This is a genomic window from Aquibacillus koreensis (assembly GCF_025154055.1).
Taxonomy (GTDB): Bacteria; Bacillota; Bacilli; order Bacillales; family Amphibacillaceae; genus Aquibacillus_C; species Aquibacillus_C koreensis.
The window spans coordinates 1-21,746 of record NZ_JAOALK010000037.1 but is presented as its reverse complement, the minus strand read 5'-3'; the positions used below and the strand labels follow the sequence as shown (position 1 = coordinate 21,746).

Below are 21,746 nucleotides of genomic sequence, written 5' to 3'. Positions count from 1 at the left end.
ACAATGGTTGGTTCGGCGCACGCCCTACTCAACCATTGTTTCCTAATTTTAACCTTCTCTTACTGCCTGACCTTGATTTACCTCATCCTCATACGGCTTACCTTTTTTAATAAATAAAGAAAGAAGTAAACCTATTAATGAAAGAACGGATACGACAATAAAAGCTATATTAGCACCATAAATGTCAGGATATGCGATATCCACTTGTTGGTCAGCATTCGCAGCCGTACTTGTCATGACTGTTACCAATATTGCTGTACCGACAGAAGCTGCTATTTGTTTCATTGTATTGTCCATTGCAGCCCCATGCGCTAACAGGTGTTTCGGTAACTTATTCAAGCCTGCTGTTGCTACAGGCATTAACACCATAGATAAACCAAACATTCGAATACTATACATTACTGTAATGAACGTAAAGGATGTAGACGGATCTAATGTTGCAAAAATGAAAGAGGAAACGGTCATAATGGATAAACCGACGATGCACAACCACCTTGCTCCAATTTTATCAAAAATCCTACCTGTTATTGGTGCCATCAAAGCCGTAATCAGGGCCCCAGGTAGCATTGATAAGCCCGCTTCAAATGCAGTAAATTCCCTCATATCCTGCATATAGAGCGGAATAATTGTTTCTACTCCTATTAGTCCCATAAAAGTGATCATACCAATAACTACTGCAATCGGGAATATCGAATATTTAAACACACGGAACTCGAGCATCGGATGTTTTAAAGAGAATTGCCTTAAGATAAAAATGAACAGCGCTATAGCACCAACACCTAGCGCAACAATAGTAGTTACATGCGTCCATCCGTTATTCCCCGCCGCCGTAAATCCGTATAGAAGTCCTCCGAAACCGAATGACGAGAGGATGATGGATGGAATATCTAATTTCGGCTTTTTCAACTCTGTTACATTCTTCAAAGCAAATGCCGCAATAATAATATCAATAATAGCAATTGGCAAAATAATAAAGAATAGTAATCGCCATGAATAGTGAGACGTTACATAGCCGGATAGCGCTGGACCAATTGTCGGTGCAAAGGAAATAACCAGACCGATCAATCCCATTGCCGCTCCCCGCTTATGTACTGGGAACACTAATAAAAATACGGTTTGCATCAGTGGTAACATAACACCTGCACCAGTAGATTGAATGATTCTCCCTATTAATAATACGGTGAAATTAGGCGCCAGTCCTGCAACAAGTGTACCGAAAGCAAAAATACTCATCGCCGTAATAAATAATTGTCTTGTCGTAAAGCGCTCCAATAAAAATGCACTTACCGGAATCATGATTCCACTCACTAGCATGAAAACGGTAGTAAGCCATTGAGCTGAATTAGCCGTAACCCCCATTTCGTCCATAATTGGCGGAATCGCTGTAATCATTAATGTTTGATTTAAAATAGCTATAAATGAACCCGCAAGTAAAAGGGCTACAATAACATTACGGTTATAACTTGGTGTCTTCATGTCTTCCCCTCGTTCCTTTATCCTTAAAATTTATACACATGGATAAAGATTACATGATTTATAGCTATTTATCTATTATTTCGATTTATTGTTTGAATTTACCAAACTGCTACATGAAAGCATGACGTTTATTTCCCCTTTAGTTAGGTTAACCAACAGATATTCTCTTCTCATTCACATTTATCTGTTGTTTTATTCGATTAAACAACAGATATCATCCTCTCTTTCACTTTTATCTGTTGTTTTATTGGGTTAAACAACAGATATCATCCTTTCATTTACTTTTATCTGTTGTTTTATACTACAGGTAGACAAGTTCGTTCCTTTTTAACAAAATAGATAAAAAGGAACTCTCTACGTTATGCAGAAAGTTCCTTTTCGCTTCAAAAATCCTACTAAGACTGCGTTCCACTTGAACTAATTTCTTCAAACGGTTGTACAATAACGAATCCCTCACCTGAAAATTCCATTTGAAATGACTCACCACTACCTCGGCCAAGTAAGGTGCGATAGCTAATGTCTGTACGAAATTCTGGCTTTAAGTGCCCTGACCAAGCAACAGTCGCATTAGGGTCGGTTATAACTGGCTTACCTGGCTCTACAAGCAACGTTAGTGGTTCATAATGAGATGTAATAGCTACTTTCCCAGTTCCATTTAATGTGACATTAAACAGACCACCCGATAACATACCCGCTACTTTCTTCATTAAATGTATATCCCAATCAATGCCTGGCTCAAACGCAAGTAAATCATTACCGTTGACTGTAATCGCTTCGTTCTGCAGGTCAAATATTGTAATCTTTTTACCTTGGTCCGCCAAGTATAGCTGACCTCTCCCAGTTGCCTTCATTAAGGAACTACCTTCACCCGTGAAAGCCTTCTTAAACATCTTCCCTACACCATGTTCTAATACTTTTTCTCGTTCAAATTTAATATTACCAACATATGAAATCATGGAGCCTGCCTTCGCCCAAACTTGATCAAGTAAATTCACTTCTAAAATACGAGGTGTTTCCAATTCAAAATACTCATTTTCTCGCTCATCTTGCTTGGTTTGATTAATAAATTCATCAATGGAATATTTACTCATGAATCGAATATCTCCCTTCCCTTTGTCATACTACATATACGGATACGTTTATACCTACGTTTCATTTCCGACATGTTACTTTCCATTACCACAAAATAATTATTTTTTAACATTAACGTTCTTCTAGTTTTTTATTCTTTTTTTTGTTAGTCTTTAAGATGGATAGTAAGGAAAGCGTTTTTATTAGGTTTTTATAGCATATATTTTAAGAGATAAGGAGTTTCATTGAATGAAAAGAATAGTCATTTTAGGTGGTGGCTATGGCGGAGTTAGAATCCTCCATAAGTTACTAGATAGTGGATTACCTAGCGATGTGCGGATAAACCTGATAGACAGAAACCCGTATCACTCATTAAAAACAGAATTCTATACGATAGCTGCCGGAACTTCTGCAGATAAAGATGTTCGTACTACGTTTCCAATTCACGAGCAAGTAGAATATTTATTTGGTGAAATTGAAAATATTGATACTGAGGATGAACGGATTTTCATACGTGAATTAGACGATCCTGTTCCATATGATTACTTAGTCATTGGAGTTGGGTGTGAAGACAACTACCATGGCATCCCAGGTGCAGAATTGTACACAAATAGTGTTCAAACCATTAATAAAGCTCGGCGGACAGGATTAGCCGTTAGTAATTTAGATGCTTATGGGACGGTTGTCATTGTTGGAGCTGGTTTAAGTGGGATTGAGGTAGCATCTGAGATTAGAGAAAGTAGATCTGATTTAAATATTCGATTACTTGACAGAGGCGCTTCCGTACTCAATGGATTTGATCCTAAAATACAAGCATACGTGGAAGAATGGTTCCAAAAAAATGATGTCGAAGTAATTCATCACGCGAACGTCGAGTATGTGGAAGAGAAAGCAGTCTGCAATAATGGATCTTGTTTTCCAAGTGATGTAACGATTTGGACAGCTGGTGTAAAACCTAATCATTTAATTACTGATTTACCTTACGAAAAGGATCAACAAGGTAAGATTATACTTAATGAATATTGTCAGGTACCTACAAGCACTAATGTTTATGCAGTTGGTGATTGCGCTTCGTCAGAATACTCTCCAAGCGCACAGTTAGCTGGAAAGCAAGGGGAACAAATCGGGGATGTATTAAGAGCCATTATTCATGATCAAGAACCACAGGTGCCAAAAGAATTTAAATTAAAAGGAACATTAGGCTCATTAGGTAAATCAGATGGGTTTGGTAATATGCTAAAACAACCAATTACCGGATTATTACCTCGACTAGCAAAGTCAGGTGTTCTTTGGTTAAATAAACGACATTAAAAAAAGGCAGTCATATTGACTGTCTTTTTTCGTTATTTTGTACACTAAAGATATTAAAAAGTTTCACAAATTTGTGATATTATTCACATTCACTAACTATCAAATGCGTTTATAATTTAGGTATATCGAAAAAACAAACAATTTCCTATAAAGGATGATGAGAAATGGCAAAAGTATTATATATCACTGCAAACCCTTTTGATGAAACTAGATCTTATGGTATGGCTGTTGGTAAATCGTTTATCGATACCTATAAAGCAAGTAATCCTACAGATGAAGTAATCCATATCGATTTATACAAAGAGCACATCCCTCACATTGATGCAGATGTTTTCCAAGGTTGGGGTAAATTACAATCTGGACAAGGCTTTGAAGAATTATCAAATGAAGAAAAAGCAAAAGTAAGTCGTCTATCCGAATTAAGTGATCAATTTGTAGATGCTGATAAATATATTTTTGTTACACCTTTGTGGAATTTGTTATTCCCACCAATTATGAAAACTTACCTTGATTCTGTCGCAGTAGTAGGGAAAACTTTTAAGCACACAGAGCAAGGACCAGTTGGCTTATTGACAGGTAAAAAGGCTTTACACATCCAGGCAAGTGGAGGCATTTACTCCCATGGACCAGCTGCAGAAAAGGAAATGGCGCACCGCTACTTGAAAGTATTAATGCGTTTCTTCGGAGTGGAAGAATTTGAAGGGTTATTTGTAGAGGGTCATGATCAAATGCCTGATCAAAAGGAAGAAATAAAAGCGGCAGCAATGAAACGTGCAGAAGAACTTGCAAAAGTATTTTAATAAAAAGTCATGATAGAGAGTCATAGTTGAAATATAAATAGACCAAATTATATTCTGATTTGGTCTATTTTTTCGCGGCGGTATAAAAACCGCTTTAGCACCACACTTTACTTATGAAGACGTTATTCTATATTCTTCTTGAAAAGGTACACATTTAATTGTTTTTGAGCTCGTGCTATACTTGGAAAGCTAAGGTGGTGGGGGAAAACCCATTCCTATAAAATGGATGCCTAGATATATGCAAAATAAAGAACATGGAGCTGTGAAAAATGAACAAACGATGGACGATCGATAAGATTAAAGAATTTGTCGAGAAAAACTCAGATAGCAAATTGCTCACAACGGAATATCACGGTTTTTCTCAAAGGTTACTATTCAAATGTGCATGTGGTAATAACTTTGAAAAAACATTTAAGAAGTTCAAAGATAATAACCAACGTAAATGTGACGTGTGCCAACCACCAAAGGTAGCACGCTAAGTAGTAAAAGCAAAGTACCTAACTCTCAATGGAAGTAGGTGCTTCTTTTATTTATGCTTTTTTCGTAGTAGTCTCATATGATTATGATACTGTAGCTACATAATTTAATTCATTTTGGAAATCATCTACTATGAATTCCATATCTTCAATGTAGCTACAATACTTCTTCCTCCATAATCATAAAATTTCAGGTAGTTCGGTCTAGGATTGATCTTGAGAAGTTCAAACCCATCTAAATATCTTAATATCAATTGTAGTTTCCCTATGTATAGCCTCCGCAACCAGAATATCATCATGTAAAAAAGCCAATGCCTCACTATTTGTAATAATCTTCGGATATGTACGAAACAAAATACCTTCTTTATTACTTGTTGCAGTACCATTATTCTCGATGAACATTTTGCACGGTGATCCAGTGAAGTCCGTCCCCTCAATCATATATCTAGCCGACAAGGTATGAACATTACCAGACTTACTTATAACTTGTGTATCTACTCCACCATCAAGCACTTCACCTTCAAAATATTCTCCCGTTACATTTCCACTAAATGTGATCATAACTACCGAATCACCAATCTTATTATCCAATTCCATTGTTTTATTTAACCGAACATGTACCGTTAATACTTCTTCTAAATTCATACTTGCTCCTCCTACACTACTAGTCAGTGAACATGGGGACGGTTCTTCCGTTCACGCTTAACTCATTTTTCCATTTGTTTCAAAAAAACGCAAGCGCCTTTTTCATCACCTTTAGCAAAGCATCGATATGTTGCACTTTATTTTTTGACTGTGACCTCGAGTGGGAGTCGCTGCAGTTAAATCTGTTCAGTTTATCCTTAATCGTGTACAAGAGAACCGTCCCCATGTTCACACCCATGTTCACACACTGTGAATAGAAAAAGCACCTACCTTTGCTTTGGTAGGTACTTTTTCTATTTTAGAATGATGAGATTACTAAATTCGGCTTCTTCTTCAAGCTATGCTTTCCATCAATAAAACGAACTGTTCCAGATTTCGCACGCATAACAATGGAATGTGTTGTACCCGTGTCTGATTTGAATTGAACACCTTTTAATAACTCTCCATCTGTAACGCCTGTAGCTGCGAAAATGGCATCATCACCTGATACTAAGTCATCCATGTACAATACTTTGTTTACATCTAATCCCATTTCAATACAACGTTTCAGTTCTTCTTCATTTTTTGGTACTAATTTACCTTGTATTTCCCCACCTAGACATTTCAATGCAACGGCAGCAAGCACACCCTCAGGAGCTCCACCTTCACCAATTAACATGTCTACACCTGTATGAGAAAATGCCGTGTTAATCGCACCAGCAACATCACCGTTATCCATTAATTTAATGCGTACACCAGCATCTCTCAATTCCTCAATAATTGGCGTGTGCTTTTCTCTTTTTAATATCGTTACTACAAGGTCTTCAATGTCCTTATTTTTTGCTTTTGCAACTGCGTTTAAATTATCAATTAACGGCGCATCTATATCAATGCAACCTACTGCTTCCGGCCCAACCGCAATTTTGTTCATATACATATCAGGTGCATGTAATAAGTTTCCTTTATCTGCAATCGCGATAACAGCTAGAGCGTTCCAACCACCAGATGCAACAATCGCCGTTCCTTCTAAAGGATCCACCGCTACGTCTACCCTTTGGCCGTAGCCCGTTCCTAGCTTTTCCCCAATGTATAACATTGGCGCTTCATCCATTTCTCCTTCACCGATGACAACCGTTCCTTTCATTGGTACTGTATCAAATACATCGCGCATCGCAGAAGTTGCAGCCTCATCCGCCTCGTCCTTTTTCCCTCTTCCCATCCATCTAGCCGATGCTAATGCAGCTGCCTCCGTTACACGTACAACTTCCATTGATAAACTTCTCTCCATTATTCATTTCCCCCTTGTGTTTTTTCAGAAAATTATTCCAATATTCTGTTATTTTTATTTATGAGAAACCTCTTCGTAAGAGGTTTGGTTATTTAGAAAAATGACTCATGATGATTCCAGCTGTCTCTTCAATAGACTTATCGGACACATTTAACACCGGGCAGTTAAGCCGCTTCATAATTGAATCCGCTTGATCCAATTCTTTCTTAATTTGTTCCATAGATGCATATTTCGCTTGATTTGGTAGTCCCAATGCCTTTAACCGTTCTGTCCTAACTTTTAAAAGATGTTCAGGTTCAATAGTTAAGCCTATAACTAATTGATTTTTGGACTTCGTTTGGAATAACTCCATTGGTGGAGTGGTGTCTGGCAGAATTGGTAAGTTTGCTGCTTTGATCCCTTTATGCGCTAAAAAGATACTTAGGGGTGTTTTCGATGTTCTTGATACCCCGATTAAAACGACATCCGCTTTTAGCAATCCTCTGACATCTTTTCCATCATCGTATTTTACAGCAAATTCAATCGCTTCAATCCTTTTAAAGTATGCTTCATCAAGTACCTGCCGTTGTCCAGGTTCCGGTTTTGGAGAATCATTGAATGTATCAATAAATGCTTGCATCATCGGTCCCATGACATCGACCGCTCTTATTTCTCTCAAAATCGCTTCTTGTTTCATCTTTTCTCTTAGCTCTGGTTGGACTAATGTATAGGCAATAAAGCCACCTGTTTCTGCAGCTTGATTTAATATATCTTGTATTTCTTCTTCTGTTTGGATATGTCCATATCGCTTCAATTGAACATTTTGATTGGTAAACTGTCTTAATGTGGCGTGTGCGACAGCTTCTGCCGTTTCCCCCACCGCATCAGAACAAACATAGATAATAGACATAATGGACTCCCTTCTTCATTAAGACTTTGTCGCTGCCTCTAACAAGAGTTTTGTCATCGTTGTTTTTGTAATACGACCCATTACTTGTTTTTTATTAGGATCATCGGTTGCTTGAACAACAGGTAAACTATCAAATTGATAGTGGACCATTTTTCGCGCCGCTTCCACAACAGTCTCTTCTTCAAGAATCGTGATAATGTTAGGTTGTCTTGTCATGACCAAACTAATTAGCATAGAGGAAGCTGAGGCATTACCTAAGGTTACTTTTAGTAGATCTTTTCTAGATACAATCCCCTCTAAATAGCCACTTTCATCGACTACAGCTAAAGTACCAACATCTTCTAAAAACATCGTTACCACAGCATCATTGACCGTTGTTGTCCCCTGCACCACAACAGGTAACCCTTGTACGTCTTTCACTTTAATATCATTTAAGCGATCCATAGCATTATCCTGATCCGTTAAGCTTTTACCTAGAAAATAACCAACCTTTGGCTTCGCATCAAGGTATCCTGTCATAACTAATACTGCTAAATCAGAGCGAATCGTAGCCTTGCTAACACCTAGCATATCAGCAATTTGATCCCCAGTGACCGGCTCATGCGTTTTTATTATTTCTACAATTTTCATCTGTCGATTGGTGAAGTCAAACATACCCAACCTCCTGTCTATCCCATGAATACTTGAACAGGCCCATAGGTATTTATTTTCATTATGATGTACTATTAGCTTTATTTTCGCATTAAGTGGAAAATCGGTCTGTTTCAATATTGATTAGTATAGCATAATTAATTAAATAATGTACACTATTTATATGGTTAGGTTATCCTACTCTATTTTTTGATTACTGTAAAAATAATCCTGATTTATAGCATGACTTTTCATTAAAAATTTCCGTAAAAAAAGACCCTATCGTACGTTGGCCTTCTGATACTTATAAAAGATAATGATCACATCATTTTAAAGGTAACTTCTTCAATTCCTGTTCACTCTTCGGACATGTGGAACAACATGTACCATCTTGGTTTTGTGCATAATAAAAACAACACGTTCGACGTAATCTCGTTTCATCCACTTGTTTCTTTGGCTTGTAAAATTGTTTGAACGGGTTTCTTTTTTCGTTAAATAATTGCGGTGAGGCCTGCTGCACTAGGTAGCAAAAGTCACTGTCCCGATGCGGGAGGTCTTCCCTTTCTTCTCCCATTCTTTGCTCATAAAGCCAGTACATGTAAACTGCCACATTCTCCCACAGTATCGGTTTAGGCACTGAGGAGACAGTTGAAACCGTAGTAATAATACGTGCGATATCTTTTCCTATTCCCTCTACAACACTTTCTCTCCATTCATATCTTTCCCCATTTTCAGGGGTTGAGATCGAGAAGTCCTTTAAGCGCAAATGCGGTAACCATACTCCCTGCTCACTATAGTAATTAACTAATTCACAATTAGTTAATTGAAGATTCAACGCTTTGTTATATACAGTCATAGAATAAAATCCAGGAACGGTAAATAAATAACCGATTCGTTTCATTAGTTGGGATGCCGCAACAAATGCATATGGTGTCTTTAACTGAACTTTTATATCCTCTATAAATAGCTTCACGAACTCCTCATCAAGCAATTGTTCTAACGAAAATAGCTCATCATTTAATGGTTGATCAAGAATACGAAAGTGATCAATTACATATTGTTTTTCACTTTTTGATAAAAGATTAGACATGATTTACACCTCAAATGTGAAACTAAGTTTTAGTAGCCTTACATATTTCTATTTCGATACAATAAATAAATGAAAAATGGCGCGCAAATCCCTGAAGTAAATACACCAGCAGGAATATCTAGGGGTAGGAAAGCTGTCCTTGCAACTAAGGCAGCCAACACTACAATGATACCACTAGTAAAGCAGATATGGGCACTAAACCCGCAAAAGAACGACTAACCATCATCCTTGCAATATGTGGTGCAATAAGACCTACAAACCCTATTCCTCCCGCAAAAGCTACTGCACGGTATAATTGTACTTTTACACCTAGCGCAGTTGCAACATCATCACCTAATTCTTTTGCGTCGATTATTGTTGCAAATAGAATCGTTGAAAATTTAAATAAGACGCAACTTATGTAATATAAGTTGCGCCTTTTTTAAGCTACAAAAAACAATGGAATTATAGTCTTCGTTTATTAGCTTGTTCCTTTTCTTCTATTCTTGTTGCACCACCATAATTAAGGCTCTGATCACGGTCTGACTCCACTTTACCTGATTTTCTAAGCTTTTTTTCTTGTCTATCTTTTCCCATTTTACCCGCCTCCTTTCTTTCTTAGTATGAGAAAAGAAAACAGAATCATTCTTGTAACGAATGAAGTCGGTAGATGGAACAAAAACAGGTATGCTTGATTACTCCTGATTGTTCTCTTCTTGGCCACTGTGATTACTGTATAAATAAGGTCTCTCACAGCCGCTTACATTGCATTCACATATTTCCCGTGTCTGACGCACTCTTAGCAAGGTACAGCTAAAGTATTAAATAACAAGCCAGTCTCTATTTCATTCGTTGGTACAAATGACTCTAAATACTCTTTCGTTGCAGATACTGCTAAATCTTGACTAACTACCTCGTAAATATAGTTACCTTTCTCTCCAATAAAGTGAGTATTTCCAGTAGGAAGTGTGTATTCTTCCCAATAAATATCATTCATCTCAAAAATCGCTTCTGGTTTCCCTTTTTGCTTGGTAAATCCTGTTCCGCTCTCTCTTACATAAGAGTCCTTATGATAGAATCTAATATTTAGCATTTTTGACTCTGTACTTTCTTCTTTAAAATTATCATTGTGCATATAGTATAAAGCACCTTGTTTATAATTCTCATACTGTTCTAGGCTCGCCGATATTAATGTAAAGTCTTTATGTTTTATTTCATATAGATATGGGATATTTTCTTGTATCTGCTCCAATACCTGTTGAACCTTTTTTGAACCTTCTTCATCGAAACCTTTTGCACCAGCAATATTTATTATTTCCTTATCTCCGGGGTCCTGTTCCGTCTCCATCGCCTTACTTCTTTCCTGATAACCTTCTAGGTCTGGTATAAAATCCTGCGAGTCAATGGGGATATTAATGTTTAGTTCAATTGGATGGACAAATTCTAAAACTTCTCCTGTTTCGTCATATGTTTCATATTTCATAAGAATTCCTGTTGCTTTTTCAACCCAAAACCTGAAGCTTTTTGCTCCAACTGTATTTAAATTTCCCTTTAAAACAATGACATTATGCCCAAGTAATTCTTCATTTTGGTTCTCTATTTCCCATTGCGCTAAATCCCTCGTATAGTTGGATGCTATTTCATATGGAAAAAGAGACTTACTTCCAAGACCTAATGGAGGATGATCTCGATATAGCGTCATATGATGGCCTTCATTATCTTTGGTAAAAGCTTCTTCTAGTGTAAGAGGAGGTGCACCATTATTATGAGAATAAGGCAAGGTTGTGTAATTTCTTGTTTGATCTAGCTCCCACATACGTTCCCCATTATAGTAAGTAGTACCATGATCATCTAAGCTATAGCCTCCAACAGGTTCCATTAAACTAACTTTATATTCTACTTGCATGACTTCACTATTTTCTTGTTTGTATTCAAATTTGCCTGTTGCAGTATCGAAATGATCTACTGTATTTATAAGCCTTAGCAACACTTCTTCTTTTGTCATGTTTCCATCAAACTCTTCGTGTTGCTCTGGATTTGCTAATACAGGATTCTGTTCTGTTAAATCGGTTTTTATTTGATTTGGATCCTTATTACTTCCTACGACCGTTTCATTATTCAATTTACTTTCATTCATTCCACCTACATTCTGACCAACGATATAGCCTAACCCAGATATAACAGCTAACGTAAGTGCAATGCTTACTGCCATATTTACCATCCTTAATGGAATACCTTTTCTCCCATCTCTGCTTACGCTTTTTAATACGGCTCGTTTATGTTTTTCTTCAAACTTTAGATCTTTTAACACTGTTCGATTCATTTTTTCTCGTAGGTTATCAAGTTCATTCATCACCTTCACCACCTATCAGTGTTTTTAATTTCTGTCTTGCACGGTATAGCCTTGATTTTACCGTATTTTGATTTATATTTAGTAATTCAGCTATTTCTTCAATTCGCAATTCCTCATAGTAAAATAAAACAATGCATTCTCTTAATTTAATTGGCAATGCCAATATCCTTTCTGCAATCCATCTTTCCCTCTCTCTTAGAACGACTTCAATTTCACTTGAAGGACTATACTTTTCTGTTGATCCCATAAATTTTGTAGCTTTAAATATATTAATAACGGATTTGCTTCTTAACATGTCCTTACATCTGTTAACCGTTATCTTATAAATCCATGTCTTATAACTTGATTCGTTACGAAACGTATCCATCTTTTGAAAACATTTTATAAAGACGTCCTGTGCTATGTCTTCTGCCGCTTGTTGCTCTTTCATATATGTAAACGCGATTCTAACTACCATTTGACCATATTCATCCATTAGCCAACGTAGTATTTCTTCTTTATCATCTATTTTGAATACTTTATCTGGGACCTTTTCGTTTCTTTTTTCCTTTGCATCCAAGTAAAATCCCCCCCTTTTTTGCGTGCTATTTTTTAGACGATATGTAGTGCTATTGGGTTTTGATTTTTTCAAAAAAAGTTTTAACATAAAAAGCCCTAGGAATCGGACTTCAATTCCTAGGGCTTTATTACATTTCCTATTCCACCGTTACACTCTTCGCCAAGTTACGTGGTTTATCCACGTCACAATCACGATGAAGTGCTGCGTAGTATGCTAGTAACTGCATAGGTACTACACTTACTAGTGGTGTTAATAATTCATGCACTTGTGGCACAACAAATGAATCCGTATCTTTTTCTAGGCCCTCAAGGCTAACAACACATGTCTTTGCTCCACGTGCAGCCACCTCTTGCACATTACCACGAATAGATAGGTTAACATTCGCCTGCGTATTAATAGCGATTACTGGTGTACCATCTTCGATTAAAGCGATCGTGCCGTGCTTTAATTCACCGCCTGCAAAGCCTTCTGCTTGAATATAAGAAATTTCTTTTAGTTTCAATGCTGCCTCTTGCACAACATAATAATCCATTCCACGACCAATGAAGAAAGCATTGCGTGTTTCAGCAAACAATTCTTTCGCTAACATTTCAAATTCGTCTTTTTGGTCTGTAAGTGATTCCATTACACTTGCCACGATTCCTAGCTCTTGTAATGGATCAAAGTCTAAATCTAAACCTTTTGCTTTTGCAGTATCTACCGCTAAAATCGCTAATACAGCAATTTGAGCTGTGTATGCTTTTGTAGAAGCAACGGCAATTTCTGGTCCAGCATGAAGGTGTAACGTATAATTTGCTTCACGAGAAAGGGTGGAACCCGGAACGTTTGTAATTGTTAACGCTGGGTGTCCTAATTCTTTGATTCGAACTAATACCGAACGACTATCGGCAGTTTCACCACTTTGAGAAATAAAGACGAATAACGGCTTTTCAGATAGTAGTGGCATGTTGTAAGAGAATTCACTCGCAATGTGCACTTCAACTGGTACATTTGCTAATTTCTCCATAAACTGTTTACCGACAAGACCTGCATGGTAACTAGTTCCTGCTGCGATAATATAGACACGATCCGTATCGCGCATCGCTTGACGCACTTCTGGATCTAATTTTATATTGTCATGGTCATCCTGATATTCTTGGATAATACGACGAATAACAGGTGGTTGCTCATCAATTTCTTTAAGCATAAAGTGTGGGTATGTTCCCTTTTCAATGTCTGTTGCATCGATTTGTGCAGTGTAAGGCTTGCGATCAATTGATTCCCCTTCTAAAGTTTGAATCTCAACTTGATCACGCTTCACAATCACTATTTCTTGATCGTGAATTTCCAAGTATTGATCTGTCTCTTTTAAAGTCGCCATTGCATCACTCGCAACAAGGTTAAATCCATCGCCTAATCCAACTAGTAAAGGACTTTTATTTTTTGCAACGTAGATTTGATCCTTGTTTTGTTCATCAATAAGAGCAAACGCATAGGAACCTTTTAATAGAGCTACCGCTTTACGAAATGCCTCTGCAACGTCATTGTATTCTTTATTTAGAATTTCAATTAATTGAACAACGATTTCTGTGTCTGTTTCACTTTTCAAGGAAACATCTGTTAAATACTCATCACGAATCTCATAATAGTTTTCAATTACACCGTTGTGAACGATGGTAAATCGACCAGACGCGCTTTGGTGCGGGTGGGCATTATCTTCGCTTGGTGCCCCGTGTGTCGCCCAGCGGGTATGGCCAATTCCCATTGTTGCATGTAATTCAGCATCTACTTTTTCACGTAACGCTGCAATACGACCTTTGACTTTAGTTACATGAATCCCATTTTCGTTTAATGTTGCGATCCCTGCAGAGTCGTATCCTCTATATTCTAGTTTCTCAAGACCGTTCAGTAGTACTTCCTTTGTATTATTGTTACCAATATATCCTACAATTCCACACATATTGTGTTTCCTCCTCAGTAAATAAGGGGCAAACAAACAACCTTTCTTATAAGGGGCCTATTTGCCCCTTTCTCGTGTTAATGTTGGTAACATCCTGTTTTTATTCTTGTGCAAAGAGTCACCTCTTTGTTTTCAAATAAAAACATATCGGTTGAGATGTTAGACAACCGGGAGGTATCCGCCGAACTTTCTCGATAACCCTCCTCCTCGTCAACTATTTTCCATTTCGTTCGGAAATAGTCCAGGCGCTTTATATTGTTGTAACTTACATCGATCCTCCTTTATTCATTTGAATAAATTCCTTGCTTTATTTTCTTACCTAGATTATAAAATAATGCATGGAACTTATTCCATTTTACTTGAGTTTTCTTGTAATGGCAATCTAATAATACATTTACCAATACAATGCAACTAACTTAACACTATACCTTATGAATACCATATTTTAAGTGTGAATCTTTCCATTATTTATTCCCATAAAAAAGGCACTAGTTGCCGTTAAACACGACTACTAGTGCTCTTCTCTTACTCCATTCCAAGCAACTCTTCAATTACTTGAACAACCTCATCCACATAACGATGACATTCTTCAATTGTAGGTGCTTCCACCATCACTCGAACTAACGGCTCTGTTCCAGAAGGGCGCACGAGCACACGACCTTCACTTCCCATTTCCGCTTCAACTTTCTCAATTGCCTCTTGGATCTTAGAGTTAACCAACGCTTCATTTTTATCTACTACGCGCACGTTTTTCAGTACTTGTGGAAACTTTTCCATCTCACCTGCTAATTCCGATAGGGTTTTTCCAGTTACCTTCATTACATTGACTAATTGTAGAGCTGACAGCATCCCATCTCCTGTTGTAATGTAATCTAGGAAAATCAGATGCCCTGACTGTTCGCCGCCTAGGTTATAACCACCCTTGCGCATTTCCTCCATCACATATCGGTCGCCAACAGAAGTTTTATCACTCTTCATGCCGTTTGCTTCTAATGCTTTATAGAAACCAATATTACTCATCACTGTCGAGACAACTGTAGAATGACGTAATAGTCCTTTGTCATTTAAATACTTTCCACATATAAACATAATTTGGTCGCCATCTACGATATTTCCTTTTTCATCTACTGCGATCAATCGGTCGCCATCGCCATCAAAAGCCAAACCAATATCGGCTTTCTTTTCCAATACTAGCGCCTGTAATGTTTCTGGGTGTGTTGAACCAACACCGTCATTGATGTTTAAACCATCTGGTGACGTACCTATGGTGGTAATATCTGCTTCTAAATCGGCAAACAAATGCGGAGCTAATGAAGATGTAGAACCATGTGCACAGTCTAGCGCAATATGTAAACCTTCAAAATCAGAATCTACCGATTGTTTAAGGTATTGAATGTATTTTTGACCACCTTCAAAATAGTCATTAATTTGACCTAGATGCTCTCCGGCTGGTCTAGGCAACGTATCCTCTTCCTCATCAATCAGTGCCTCAATTTCATTTTCCTCTGCATCAGTGAGCTTAAAACCATCTGGACCAAAGAATTTTATTCCGTTATCTTCTACTGGGTTATGAGAAGCGGAAATCATAACACCTGCTTCAGCACTCATTGCTTTCGTTAAAAATGCAACCCCAGGAGTGGATATAACTCCTAAGCGCATTACTTCAGCTCCGATTGATAATAACCCTGCTACTAATGCACTTTCCAACATACTTCCGGAAATACGTGTATCACGTCCAATTAATATTTTTGGCTTCGAAGTTTCCTTTGTAAGTACATAGCCACCAAACCGTCCGAGTTTAAATGCTAACTCTGGGGTGAGCTCCTTATTCGCAATTCCTCTAACTCCGTCCGTTCCAAAATATTTTCCCATAATGGACCTCTCCTTTACTTTCCTATTTAAAACCTATGAGTGCATACGGTAACCCCAAAATATAAAAGTTTAATAATATTATTGCGTTTTCTTTGGAGATAACTTTCTACATTAGGTTAACGTCTCTTATAAGCAGTATAGACAACTTCGCTCTCATATTTTCAAATTGGTTAATTCATGTTGTATTTATTTGAGTAATAGTTAGATAAGTTATTCAATCAGAACTGTAACATTCTCTATTTCTGTTTCCAATTCCACTCCCTCAGGGCCTTCTATACGGAGTGGCAATGTGTATTCACCTGCTTGATTTTCTTCCACTTCAATAAATAAACGGATATCATCAAGACTTAGTTCATTCACTAAATCCTCAAGCCCTAAAGCAGTCACATCTAGTTCACCTTCAAGTGGTTCCACAAATGAGATGGAAAGATCTTCTCCAAGATTATCCACCTCTATTGGAACTTCTTCAAACGTTGTTTCAATTGTTCTCTCTACTTCAATCAAAATCGTTACAACTTCAATATTCGTTTTTCGAATATCGGTTGGAACCTCAATTGGCACTTCAAGTGTAGTATTCTCGGTAATTTCAGAAAGGTCAATTTCCTGTGTGCTAACAGCACTTATATTTTCAAGCACTCCGTCAGCCGCAAACACTTGAACTACCTCTGGGTCTGCCTCCATATTGCTTATGCTAATGCCTTCTTGTGCCTCACCAGTAGTCTCTATATCAATTGGAACTTCTTTATTTGGGCTTCGAACATCTACCGATACACTCACAGTGGATGGTTCTACCCGTACCTGAAGTTCATTCCCTTGATTATCATATGCTTTTACAGGAACATCACTAAGCTCGATAGGCTCGTCCGCATCTTTTACATCAACAAATGCCTTCACTATAGCGATATTGTCCACTATACTTCTTGCACTTGTAATCCTTACAGCTGATGGTTCCACAGTAACATCGCCTAACTCATAACCAACTGGTAATTGTGCCTCATTGATAAAATCTACAGAAACCTCAAATTCGTCAGAAGCTTTTTCTTCAATTGTCACTTGAATCTGTTCTGGCTCAATATACACTGTTATACTACTAGAGATGCCTGAATATCTAATCGGCACAGTATGAGTTCCTGGTTCTAATTCTTCCAGATCTACAAACACATCAAAATTTTGTTGTCTTGCTGTAGATGTTACCTGACTGACAGATCCTTGCAGCCCGACAGATACTGTTTCTGGAACCCCACTAACTACATATCTATCTTCATCTATTCTTATCTCTACTGGTACTTCTTCGATTGTCTGTGTTTCCTCCGAACTACTAATCGATAAAGGAAATGATGAATCAGATTGTTGTTCCTGTTGATCTAAGGTAACAGCGATAAATAATAAAACCGCTAAAGCTAATGAAACAACTCGAATAACCCACGGTTTCTTTAACCATTCATCCATTCTTCTTCCCCCTCCAACTCCAACTTTTTGATGTAGGGGCTTTATACTGTGTATCTAGCTCTCTGCGTAATAATTCTACAAGTTTTTCCTGATCTAGATCTCGATGTAATTCGCCATTTTTTGTACAAGATATTTGTCCTGTTTCCTCTGATACTACAATCGTTAATGCATCAGTAACTTCCCCGATACCCATTGCAGCACGGTGTCTTGTACCTAATTCTTTAGAAATAAATGGGCTTTCAGAAAGCGGTAAATAACATGCAGCCGCTAGAATTTGATCTTGTTTAATGATTACTGCACCATCATGTAATGGTGTATTTGGAATAAAAATGTTAGTTAATAACTCACTAGTCAACTTTCCATTAATCGGGATCCCTGTCTCAATATAATCACCCATCGCAGTTTCGCGTTCAATCGTTATTAAAGCACCAATTCTTCGCTTAGCCATATAGGAACATGACTTATTAATCGCCTCAATAATTTGATTTAAACTTTCTTCTTCAGAATGACTGTTTCTAGAGAAAAAGCTACCTCTTCCTAGTTGTTCTAATGCTCTTCTTAATTCAGGTTGAAATAGGATAATAATCCCCAGAAAACCCCACATAATCACTTGCCAAATAATCATTTGTACCGTTTTTAATTCGAATACATTACTTACGAGATATATACCCAATACTACAAAAATACCACGTAGTAATTGAATTGCTTTCGTGCCCCTAATAAGCATAAGTAGTTTATACAATACATACCAGACAAGGGCTATATCTACGCCGATACGTAATAGGTTTAGTATATTTAGTTCCCCATCAAGCATGGTGACACAACCTTCTATCCATTGGATTCCTCTTCCTATCTGTGAAATAATGACTTCATCCATTATAGCATATTTTTTTCGTAATCAATAATGGGGCAAGTTAAGCCTAACGTAACAGTCTTCTAAACGTATAAATAACCTTTGTTACATTCATCTGCAACAAAGGTTATTTAGTCCCTTATTTTTTTGTAAATGCAAAAACATTTTTAGCGAAATCTTTTAAGTGATACCAGATCCAATCGAATACTTGATTTACATATTCTATTTCTCCACTAACATTACCAGCAGACGCCATTAAATGCTCGCCATTTATAATAACAACATCACCATCGACGGAACCATCTATTTTCAAACTACCATTTTTCACTACTAAATCGCCTTCAATCGTTACTCCCTCAGGAACGATTACTGTATCTTCTTGGATGATCAGATTTTTATCTTTAGATACAGACAGTTGGTTATCCTGATCCCAAGCAGAAAAGATACTACCGAACATTAGAATAAAGAAGATAGCTGCCGCGGTAAGAACAGGGTGGCCTTTGAACCATCTCATATAGCCTACACGCTTTTTCTCTTTCGGCAGGTTTGCCATTACTTTAGCAGTGAAATCCACCGACGGTTTTAAATCATTACTACTGTTTAATAAGGTTGTAGTTCTTTTTAATTCATGAAAATGACTTTGACAAGCATGACATGATTGCAAGTGAGAACGTAGTAGATCTTCCTCTGACTTTGTCAAATCCCTATCAAGATATTTATGCATTAATTCTACGATTGTATGATTACAACTCAATTTGTTCACACTCCTTTATACATGACGAAGCCTTTTCCGAAGTGCTTCTCTCCCTCTATGGATTCTGGTCTTTACAGTACCAACTGGAATATTCAGAATCTCACTAATTTCTATAAGGGATAGTTCATCCACAAACCGTAATGCAATAACACTTCGATATTTGGTAGGAAGTTGCATGATCTCTTGTTGAATATAGGATTGCAATTCTAAACTCTCCACTTCTTCTTCAGGTAATGCTTGTTCTGCAGGAAGTTGAGAATACATGTCTAATCCATCTGTCCCTTTTACTTCGGCATCAAGAAAGTAGTCTGGCTTCTTCTTTCTTATCCGATCAATTGATAAATTGGTCGCGATACGATAAAGCCAGGTAGAAAACTTTCTTTTGTCATCAAAGGTATGAATATTTACATACGCCCTGATAAAAGCTTCCTGCGCCAAATCCTCTGCTTCATGTGCGTTACCGACCATCCGAAAGCATATTTGATATACTTTGTTTTGATAGAAGTTAACAATGTCTTCAAACGCAGATTGATCTCCTTTTTTCACTTGCTTTACTATTTCTTTTATTTTCGCATCCATTTCTATATACCTCCGCTACTAATGCGGTCACCTCTATTACGAGTGACACTACCTTGAGGTTTCAATTTTTTTAGATTTTTTTCAAATTTATTGGTATGTTTAGCATAATTATTATTCGGGTACTATTTTATAAAGTTATTATATCAACTCAGGAGGTCCTTATGGATAAAAAATTGTATCTTTTACAAAAAATAGAAAACTGTCGTATGGAAATGATCGAGTTGACTGGCGAGCAAGCGTACACATCGGATGCAGTAGTGGATGCCAGTAAGCGTTTAGATAACTTATTAAATGAATTAGTTCAAATTGAATTAGTTGTAAACTAGTCTTATGTCCTTTACCTATTATAATTAGATTACTAACAAATAGAATGAATATCAATAATCACATTAGTTCTACACAAAAAGGATTGAATTACAACTAGTTGTATTCAATCCTTAGCTTTTTATATGATATGTATTGGTGGAGCCTAGCGGGATCGAACCGCTGACCTCCTGCGTGCAAAGCAGGCGCTCTCCCAGCTGAGCTAAGGCCCCAATTATAGTGGAGCGGAAGACGGGATTCGAACCCGCGACCCCCACCTTGGCAAGGTGGTGTTCTACCACTGAACTACTTCCGCACTCCATAATAATTTATTATATTGCATTTTTGATGAGCCATGGAGGATTCCGACGCCATAGGCTAGTCCTTCTCTCCTTTTTGTTCATTAAAGAGAAGGGGAACCGTAGGTGAGAATCCATACTCATATTGCATTTTTGATGAGCCATGGAGGATTCGAACCTCCGACCCTCTGATTAAAAGTCAGATGCTCTACCGGCTGAGCTAATGGCTCGTGATTTAAAGTTATTTCTTATATTGCTATGTTTTCCTCACAAAGCTAAAATAAACCCTATTTCATCTTAATTACTTATAAAAATAAATGGCTGGCCCAGCTGGATTCGAACCAGCGCATGACGGTACCAAAAACCGTTGCCTTACCGCTTGGCTATGGGCCAATAAAAATAAGTGCCTATTATTATATGCACTATTCATAAAATCTTATATGGTGGAGGGAGTAGGACTCGAACCTACGAACCCGATGGGAGCGGATTTACAGTCCGCCGCGTTTGGCCAACTTCGCTATCCCTCCATATTTGGAAAAGGTGGTGCCGGCCAGAGGACTTGAACCCCCAACCTACTGATTACAAGTCAGTTGCTCTACCAATTGAGCTAGACCGGCATATGGTGGAGGATGCAGGGCTCGAACCTGCGACCCCCTGCTTGTAAGGCAGGTGCTCTCCCAGCTGAGCTAATCCTCCACAATAGAAAGTTATTTTGCTGGCACAAAAAATATTGGTGACCCGTACGGGATTCGAACCCGTGTTACCGCCGTGAAAGGGCGGTGTCTTAACCGCTTGACCAACGGGCCATATAAAAAAACTGATAAATCACAGAGCTTCCAGCCGGACTTGAACCGGCGACCCCTTCCTTACCATGGAAGTGCTCTACCGAACTGAGCTATGGAAGCAAATGGCTCCACAGGTAGGACTCGAACCTACGACCGATCGGTTAACAGCCGATTGCTCTACCACTGAGCTACTGTGGAATAATTTCAATTACTAAATAAAATTTAGTCTGCTTCTCAAATTAGCTGTTATTCGTTGTTGATTTTATTTAGTCGGCCTAGCGACGTCCTACTCTCACAGGGGCAATGCCCCAACTACCATCGGCGCTGAAGAGCTTAACTGCTGTGTTCGGCATGGGAACAGGTGTGA

General features: G+C 37.8%; 20 protein-coding genes, 10 tRNA genes, 1 rRNA gene and 1 pseudogene. 4 read left to right on the top strand and 28 right to left on the bottom strand.

Annotated features, from left to right (window positions below):
- Positions 1-48 precede the first annotated feature (48 nt).
- Both NYQ66_RS10165 and NYQ66_RS10160 read right to left on the bottom strand, forming a co-directional pair.
- On the bottom strand, positions 49-1,476 hold the full coding sequence (locus NYQ66_RS10165) for a DHA2 family efflux MFS transporter permease subunit (protein WP_259869248.1): 1,428 nt from the start codon (positions 1,474-1,476) through the stop codon (positions 49-51).
- Positions 1,477-1,871: 395 nt separating this feature from the next.
- Positions 1,872-2,567 carry an AIM24 family protein gene (locus tag NYQ66_RS10160; protein ID WP_259869247.1) on the bottom strand — a complete coding sequence of 232 codons (696 nt, stop codon included), beginning with the start codon at positions 2,565-2,567 and terminating at the stop codon, positions 1,872-1,874.
- A gap of 229 nt (positions 2,568-2,796) precedes the next feature.
- Between NYQ66_RS10160 and NYQ66_RS10155 the strand changes: the two genes are divergently transcribed.
- The 3 genes from NYQ66_RS10155 to NYQ66_RS10145 all read left to right on the top strand — a co-directional run bounded on the left by NYQ66_RS10155 (position 2,797) and on the right by NYQ66_RS10145 (position 5,137).
- The gene (locus NYQ66_RS10155; protein WP_259869246.1) at positions 2,797-3,858 is read left to right on the top strand and encodes an NAD(P)/FAD-dependent oxidoreductase; all 1,062 of its coding nucleotides are present in this window, start codon (positions 2,797-2,799) and stop codon (positions 3,856-3,858) included.
- 164 nt (positions 3,859-4,022) lie between these two features.
- Complete coding sequence (locus NYQ66_RS10150; protein WP_259869244.1) at positions 4,023-4,658, top strand: FMN-dependent NADH-azoreductase; 636 nt, start codon at positions 4,023-4,025, stop codon at positions 4,656-4,658.
- A 269-nt stretch (positions 4,659-4,927) separates the two neighbouring features.
- On the top strand, positions 4,928-5,137 hold the full coding sequence (locus NYQ66_RS10145; protein WP_259869243.1) for a hypothetical protein: 210 nt from the start codon (positions 4,928-4,930) through the stop codon (positions 5,135-5,137).
- Positions 5,138-5,359: 222 nt separating this feature from the next.
- Here NYQ66_RS10145 and NYQ66_RS10140 read toward each other — a convergent pair whose 3' ends face one another.
- The 15 genes and pseudogenes from NYQ66_RS10140 to sigW all read right to left on the bottom strand — a co-directional run bounded on the left by NYQ66_RS10140 (position 5,360) and on the right by sigW (position 19,992).
- Positions 5,360-5,779, bottom strand: a complete 420-nt coding sequence (locus NYQ66_RS10140; protein WP_259869242.1) for a DUF3237 domain-containing protein — start codon at positions 5,777-5,779, stop codon at positions 5,360-5,362.
- A 298-nt stretch (positions 5,780-6,077) separates the two neighbouring features.
- A complete protein-coding gene (gene glpX, locus NYQ66_RS10135) occupies positions 6,078-7,046 on the bottom strand; it encodes a class II fructose-bisphosphatase (RefSeq protein WP_259869241.1) in 969 nt (322 codons plus the stop codon).
- An 88-nt stretch (positions 7,047-7,134) separates the two neighbouring features.
- Positions 7,135-7,935, bottom strand: coding sequence for a pyruvate, water dikinase regulatory protein (locus tag NYQ66_RS10130; RefSeq protein ID WP_259869240.1), 801 nt, complete (start codon positions 7,933-7,935; stop codon positions 7,135-7,137).
- An 18-nt stretch (positions 7,936-7,953) separates the two neighbouring features.
- A complete protein-coding gene (locus NYQ66_RS10125; RefSeq protein ID WP_259869239.1) occupies positions 7,954-8,589 on the bottom strand; it encodes a helix-turn-helix transcriptional regulator in 636 nt (211 codons plus the stop codon).
- 301 nt (positions 8,590-8,890) lie between these two features.
- On the bottom strand, positions 8,891-9,655 hold the full coding sequence (locus NYQ66_RS10120) for an IucA/IucC family C-terminal-domain containing protein (RefSeq protein ID WP_259869238.1): 765 nt from the start codon (positions 9,653-9,655) through the stop codon (positions 8,891-8,893).
- 38 nt (positions 9,656-9,693) lie between these two features.
- Positions 9,694-10,043: pseudogene (locus NYQ66_RS10115) on the bottom strand (iron chelate uptake ABC transporter family permease subunit); the annotation flags it as partial.
- 56 nt (positions 10,044-10,099) lie between these two features.
- The gene (locus NYQ66_RS10110) at positions 10,100-10,231 is read right to left on the bottom strand and encodes a YpzI family protein (protein WP_259869236.1); all 132 of its coding nucleotides are present in this window, start codon (positions 10,229-10,231) and stop codon (positions 10,100-10,102) included.
- A 202-nt stretch (positions 10,232-10,433) separates the two neighbouring features.
- The gene (locus tag NYQ66_RS10105) at positions 10,434-11,987 is read right to left on the bottom strand and encodes a sigma-E factor regulatory protein RseB domain-containing protein (RefSeq protein WP_259869235.1); all 1,554 of its coding nucleotides are present in this window, start codon (positions 11,985-11,987) and stop codon (positions 10,434-10,436) included.
- Positions 11,980-12,462, bottom strand: coding sequence for a sigma-70 family RNA polymerase sigma factor (locus NYQ66_RS10100; protein ID WP_407652072.1), 483 nt, complete (start codon positions 12,460-12,462; stop codon positions 11,980-11,982). The genes NYQ66_RS10105 and NYQ66_RS10100 overlap by 8 nt, the downstream gene beginning before the upstream one ends.
- 220 nt (positions 12,463-12,682) lie before the next feature.
- Positions 12,683-14,485 carry a glutamine--fructose-6-phosphate transaminase (isomerizing) gene (gene glmS, locus NYQ66_RS10095; protein WP_259869233.1) on the bottom strand — a complete coding sequence of 601 codons (1,803 nt, stop codon included), beginning with the start codon at positions 14,483-14,485 and terminating at the stop codon, positions 12,683-12,685.
- Between the two features lie 525 nt (positions 14,486-15,010).
- On the bottom strand, positions 15,011-16,357 hold the full coding sequence (glmM, locus tag NYQ66_RS10090; RefSeq protein WP_259869232.1) for a phosphoglucosamine mutase: 1,347 nt from the start codon (positions 16,355-16,357) through the stop codon (positions 15,011-15,013).
- Positions 16,358-16,567: 210 nt separating this feature from the next.
- A complete protein-coding gene (locus tag NYQ66_RS10085) occupies positions 16,568-17,806 on the bottom strand; it encodes a CdaR family protein (protein ID WP_259869231.1) in 1,239 nt (412 codons plus the stop codon).
- The gene (cdaA, locus tag NYQ66_RS10080) at positions 17,799-18,620 is read right to left on the bottom strand and encodes a diadenylate cyclase CdaA (protein WP_259869355.1); all 822 of its coding nucleotides are present in this window, start codon (positions 18,618-18,620) and stop codon (positions 17,799-17,801) included. Before cdaA ends, NYQ66_RS10085 begins: the two co-directional genes overlap by 8 nt.
- A 178-nt stretch (positions 18,621-18,798) precedes the next feature.
- The gene (locus NYQ66_RS10075; protein WP_407652069.1) at positions 18,799-19,422 is read right to left on the bottom strand and encodes a zf-HC2 domain-containing protein; all 624 of its coding nucleotides are present in this window, start codon (positions 19,420-19,422) and stop codon (positions 18,799-18,801) included.
- Positions 19,423-19,428: 6 nt separating this feature from the next.
- Positions 19,429-19,992, bottom strand: coding sequence for an RNA polymerase sigma factor SigW (sigW, locus tag NYQ66_RS10070; RefSeq protein WP_259869228.1), 564 nt, complete (start codon positions 19,990-19,992; stop codon positions 19,429-19,431).
- 161 nt (positions 19,993-20,153) lie between these two features.
- Here sigW and NYQ66_RS10065 point away from each other — a divergent pair, with 161 nt between their 5' ends.
- Positions 20,154-20,318, top strand: coding sequence for an aspartyl-phosphate phosphatase Spo0E family protein (locus NYQ66_RS10065; RefSeq protein ID WP_259869227.1), 165 nt, complete (start codon positions 20,154-20,156; stop codon positions 20,316-20,318).
- 134 nt (positions 20,319-20,452) lie between these two features.
- On the opposite strand, the gene NYQ66_RS10060 is transcribed toward NYQ66_RS10065, so the two are convergent.
- From NYQ66_RS10060 to rrf, 11 genes are all read right to left on the bottom strand, one after another.
- Positions 20,453-20,528 (bottom strand) — tRNA-Ala (locus NYQ66_RS10060).
- 8 nt (positions 20,529-20,536) lie between these two features.
- A tRNA-Gly gene (locus tag NYQ66_RS10055) sits at positions 20,537-20,611 on the bottom strand.
- Positions 20,612-20,751: 140 nt separating this feature from the next.
- Positions 20,752-20,824 (bottom strand) — tRNA-Lys (locus tag NYQ66_RS10050).
- An 88-nt stretch (positions 20,825-20,912) separates the two neighbouring features.
- Positions 20,913-20,987, bottom strand: a tRNA-Gln gene (locus NYQ66_RS10045).
- 48 nt (positions 20,988-21,035) lie between these two features.
- Positions 21,036-21,121: transfer RNA gene (locus tag NYQ66_RS10040), tRNA-Tyr, on the bottom strand.
- A gap of 14 nt (positions 21,122-21,135) precedes the next feature.
- Positions 21,136-21,211, bottom strand: a tRNA-Thr gene (locus NYQ66_RS10035).
- Between the two features lie 3 nt (positions 21,212-21,214).
- Positions 21,215-21,290: transfer RNA gene (locus NYQ66_RS10030), tRNA-Val, on the bottom strand.
- Between the two features lie 35 nt (positions 21,291-21,325).
- A tRNA-Glu gene (locus NYQ66_RS10025) sits at positions 21,326-21,400 on the bottom strand.
- Between the two features lie 25 nt (positions 21,401-21,425).
- Positions 21,426-21,499: transfer RNA gene (locus NYQ66_RS10020), tRNA-Thr, on the bottom strand.
- Positions 21,500-21,502: 3 nt separating this feature from the next.
- Positions 21,503-21,577, bottom strand: a tRNA-Asn gene (locus NYQ66_RS10015).
- 75 nt (positions 21,578-21,652) lie between these two features.
- Positions 21,653-21,746 (bottom strand): 5S ribosomal RNA (gene rrf / locus NYQ66_RS10010); the annotation flags it as partial.

Coding starts and splice junctions, on each gene's coding strand:
- NYQ66_RS10125 (WP_259869239.1), bottom strand. CDS start 8,589: ATGTTTGACTTCACCAATCGACAGATGAAAATTGTAGAAATAATAAAA.
- glmS (WP_259869233.1), bottom strand. CDS start 14,485: ATGTGTGGAATTGTAGGATATATTGGTAACAATAATACAAAGGAAGTA.
- NYQ66_RS10165 (WP_259869248.1), bottom strand. CDS start 1,476: ATGAAGACACCAAGTTATAACCGTAATGTTATTGTAGCCCTTTTACTT.
- NYQ66_RS10130 (WP_259869240.1), bottom strand. CDS start 7,935: ATGTCTATTATCTATGTTTGTTCTGATGCGGTGGGGGAAACGGCAGAA.
- NYQ66_RS10145 (WP_259869243.1), top strand. CDS start 4,928: ATGAACAAACGATGGACGATCGATAAGATTAAAGAATTTGTCGAGAAA.
- NYQ66_RS10105 (WP_259869235.1), bottom strand. CDS start 11,987: ATGAATGAACTTGATAACCTACGAGAAAAAATGAATCGAACAGTGTTA.
- NYQ66_RS10065 (WP_259869227.1), top strand. CDS start 20,154: ATGGATAAAAAATTGTATCTTTTACAAAAAATAGAAAACTGTCGTATG.
- NYQ66_RS10100 (WP_407652072.1), bottom strand. CDS start 12,462: ATGGATGAATATGGTCAAATGGTAGTTAGAATCGCGTTTACATATATG.
- cdaA (WP_259869355.1), bottom strand. CDS start 18,620: ATGCTTGATGGGGAACTAAATATACTAAACCTATTACGTATCGGCGTA.
- NYQ66_RS10140 (WP_259869242.1), bottom strand. CDS start 5,779: ATGAATTTAGAAGAAGTATTAACGGTACATGTTCGGTTAAATAAAACA.
- NYQ66_RS10150 (WP_259869244.1), top strand. CDS start 4,023: ATGGCAAAAGTATTATATATCACTGCAAACCCTTTTGATGAAACTAGA.
- glmM (WP_259869232.1), bottom strand. CDS start 16,357: ATGGGAAAATATTTTGGAACGGACGGAGTTAGAGGAATTGCGAATAAG.
- NYQ66_RS10110 (WP_259869236.1), bottom strand. CDS start 10,231: ATGGGAAAAGATAGACAAGAAAAAAAGCTTAGAAAATCAGGTAAAGTG.
- glpX (WP_259869241.1), bottom strand. CDS start 7,046: ATGGAGAGAAGTTTATCAATGGAAGTTGTACGTGTAACGGAGGCAGCT.
- NYQ66_RS10155 (WP_259869246.1), top strand. CDS start 2,797: ATGAAAAGAATAGTCATTTTAGGTGGTGGCTATGGCGGAGTTAGAATC.
- NYQ66_RS10160 (WP_259869247.1), bottom strand. CDS start 2,567: ATGAGTAAATATTCCATTGATGAATTTATTAATCAAACCAAGCAAGAT.
- NYQ66_RS10120 (WP_259869238.1), bottom strand. CDS start 9,655: ATGTCTAATCTTTTATCAAAAAGTGAAAAACAATATGTAATTGATCAC.
- sigW (WP_259869228.1), bottom strand. CDS start 19,992: ATGGATGCGAAAATAAAAGAAATAGTAAAGCAAGTGAAAAAAGGAGAT.
- NYQ66_RS10085 (WP_259869231.1), bottom strand. CDS start 17,806: ATGGATGAATGGTTAAAGAAACCGTGGGTTATTCGAGTTGTTTCATTA.